The organism is uncultured Leptotrichia sp. (assembly GCF_938036635.1).
Lineage (GTDB): Bacteria > Fusobacteriota > Fusobacteriia > Fusobacteriales > Leptotrichiaceae > Leptotrichia > Leptotrichia hongkongensis.
The window spans coordinates 1-3,028 of record NZ_CALHQO010000141.1; the positions used below are offsets into that span (position 1 = coordinate 1).

Annotated in this window: 5 protein-coding genes; all 5 read left to right on the forward strand. The window is 30.6% G+C overall.

Going from position 1 to position 3,028, the window contains the following annotated elements:
• Window positions 1-145: 145 nt before the first annotated feature.
• The 5 genes from rpsM to rplQ are packed head-to-tail and all read left to right on the forward strand — an operon-like array spanning window position 146 to window position 2,979.
• A complete protein-coding gene (gene rpsM, locus Q0370_RS02680; RefSeq protein ID WP_021744138.1) occupies window positions 146-511 on the forward strand; it encodes a 30S ribosomal protein S13 in 366 nt (121 codons plus the stop codon).
• A gap of 30 nt (window positions 512-541) precedes the next feature.
• Entirely contained in the window at window positions 542-931 is a 390-nt protein-coding gene (rpsK, locus tag Q0370_RS02685) for a 30S ribosomal protein S11 (RefSeq protein ID WP_026747748.1), read from the forward strand.
• Between the two features lie 28 nt (window positions 932-959).
• Complete coding sequence (gene rpsD, locus Q0370_RS02690; RefSeq protein ID WP_006805848.1) at window positions 960-1,547, forward strand: 30S ribosomal protein S4; 588 nt, start codon at window positions 960-962, stop codon at window positions 1,545-1,547.
• Between the two features lie 30 nt (window positions 1,548-1,577).
• Entirely contained in the window at window positions 1,578-2,552 is a 975-nt protein-coding gene (locus tag Q0370_RS02695) for a DNA-directed RNA polymerase subunit alpha (RefSeq protein ID WP_299571777.1), read from the forward strand.
• Between the two features lie 52 nt (window positions 2,553-2,604).
• Window positions 2,605-2,979 (forward strand): 50S ribosomal protein L17, encoded by a 375-nt coding sequence (gene rplQ, locus Q0370_RS02700; protein ID WP_026747746.1) that lies wholly within the window; start codon window positions 2,605-2,607, stop codon window positions 2,977-2,979.
• The last annotated feature ends 49 nt before the right edge of the window (window positions 2,980-3,028 follow it).

The following is a 3,028-nucleotide window of genomic DNA, read 5'->3' on the forward strand; positions in this document are numbered from 1 at the left end:
ATATTGTAGATAAAAAAACAAAAATACTATGGATATTTAAATAAAGATTGTAAAGGTATGTTTAGCTGTAGGGCTTATTCCTTATATTGTATATGTGAGGGCATATTGAAGAAGATTAAAAATATCAAAACGAGGAGGAAAAAATTTGGCTAGAATAGCAGGAGTAGATATTCCAAGAAATAAAAGAGTAGAAGTTTCTTTAACTTATATTTTTGGAATTGGTAGAAGCACTTCAAACAAAATTTTAGGAGCAACTGGTATCGATAGAGATACTAAAGTAAAAGATTTGACAGAAGAACAAGTAGCAAAATTAAGAGCTGCTGTGGAAGAGTACAAAATTGAAGGAGAGTTAAGAAAAGAAATTAGACTTAACATCAAACGTCTGCTTGATATCAAGAGTTACAGAGGATTAAGACATAGAAATGGATTACCTGTAAGAGGACAAAAAACAAAAACAAATGCAAGAACTAGAAAAGGGCCAGTTAGAATGGCAATTGCTAAGAAAAAATAATAACTATTAAGTTAAAGGAGGAAACCATAAGTGGCAAAAAAACCAGCAACTTCAAAAAAGAAAAAATTAAAAAACATTCCTAATGGAATAGCATATATACACTCTACTTTCAATAATACTGTTGTTACTATAACAGATTCAGAAGGAAAAGTAGTAATTTGGAAATCAGGAGGAACTTCTGGATTCAAAGGAACTAAAAAAGGGACTCCGTTCGCAGCACAAATCGCAGCTGAACAAGCAGCTCAAGTTGCAATTGAAAATGGTATGAAACAAATTGAAATCAAAATAAAAGGACCTGGATCTGGAAGAGAAGCTTCTATTAGATCAATACAGGCTACTGGATTAGAAGTAACAAGAATAGTTGATATAACTCCAGTACCTCATAATGGTGCAAGACCACCTAAAAAGAGAAGACCGTAATTTTATAAACTAAGGAGGAAAAAGATAAATGGCAAGAGATAGACAGCCTGTGTTAAAAAGATGTAGAAATCTTGGTTTAGATCCTATTGTTTTAGGGGTAAACAAAAAATCAAATAGAAATATTAGACCAAATGCAAATAGAAAATTAACTGAATATGGAACACAACAAAGAGAAAAACAAAAAGTAAAATTCGTTTATGGAGTAATGGAAAAACAATTCTATAAATTATATGAAGAAGCAACAAGAAAAGAAGGAGTAACAGGGGAACTTTTACTTCAATATCTTGAAAGAAGATTAGATAATGTAATCTATAGATTAGGATTTGGTGCTACAAGAAGACAAGCAAGACAAATCGTAAGTCATGGACATATTTTAATTAATGGAAAAAGAGTAAACATCGCATCATACAGAGTAAAACAAGGTGATGTAATTACAGTTAAAGAAGATTCTAAAGAATTAGCTTTAATTAAAGAGTCTGTTGGGCAAAAAACAGTTCCAGGATGGTTATCACTTGAAGAAGGAGCTTTAACAGCTAAAGTGTTAGAAAATCCAGGAAGAGACGCAGTTGACTTTGAAGTTGACGAAGCGATGATTATCGAGTTCTACTCTAGATAATAATATTTTAATCGGAGGAGATGAATTAGCTTGTTAAATATTGAAAAAATAGCTAAAAATGTAAAATTAACTGAAGAAAAAGAAGATAATTATACAGCAAAGTACACACTAGAACCTCTGTATAGAGGGTATGGAAATACTATTGGAAATGCACTTAGAAGAATATTGTTATCATCAATTCCAGGAACTGCAATAAAAGGAATTAAAATTGAAGGCGTGTTGAATGAATTTTCTACAATAGAAGGTGTAAAAGAAGCAGTTACAGATATTATTTTAAATGTGAAAGAAATAGTAGTTGAAGCTGATGAGCCAGGTGAAAAGAAAATGACACTTTCAGTAAAAGGACCAGCTGTAATTACAGCGGCAGACATTCATGTAGAACCTGGACTAAGAATTATAAATCCTGAGCAGGTTATTATGACTGTTACAACTGATAAACAAATTGACATAGAATTTCTTGTTGATTCTGGAGAAGGATTTGTAGTTTCTGATGAAATTAATACTGATGGATGGCCAATAGGATATTTAGCAGTTGATGCGATTTATACACCTATCAAGAGAGTAAATTATAGTGTTGAAGATACTATGGTTGGACGTGTTACAAATTATGACAAGTTAATTTTGGAAATTGCTACAGATGGGAGTATCGAAATTAAAGATGCTTTATCATATGCAGTAGAATTATTAACTTGGCATTTGGAGCCGTTTACAAATATTGGAAACAGTATGAGTAAATACAGAGATAGTGAGGATGAATTGGCAGAAGCTGATGCTGAAAATGAAAATAATATTGAAGATATGAAAATTGAAGAACTTGACTTTACAGTACGTTCTTATAATTGCTTGAAGAAAGCAGGAGTAAATACAATTTCAGACTTAACTTCAATGACATATAACGAATTATTGAAAATTAAAAATTTAGGAAAAAAATCGTTAAATGAAATTATCGATAAAATGAAAGAACTTGGTTATGATTTAGACGATAATACAAGTAATGATGAATAATCATATAAAATTAAACTAGAATTTAGAATAAAATCTTAAACGAGGAGGGAAAATGAATCATAATAAATCATATAGAAAACTAGGTAGAAGAACTGACCATAGATTAGCTATGCTTAAAAATATGACAATTTCTTTAGTAGAACATGAGCAAATTGAAACAACAGTAACTCGTGCTAAAGAATTAAGAAAATTTGCTGAAAAAGCAATTACTTTAGGGAAAAAATATAATAATTCAACTGATGCAGCAAGAAGAGTACATTTAAGAAGACAAGCTTTTGCATTCTTAAGAAATGAAGGAGCAGTTGCAAAAATCTTTAATGAAATTGCACCTAAATATGCTGAAAGAAATGGTGGTTATACAAGAATCATTAAAACTGCTGTTAGACGTGGAGATTCAGCTGAATTGGCAATTATTGAATTAGTATAATAATTATAATAGTTAAAAGGCATAGGTTTTATACTTATGTCCTTTTTTT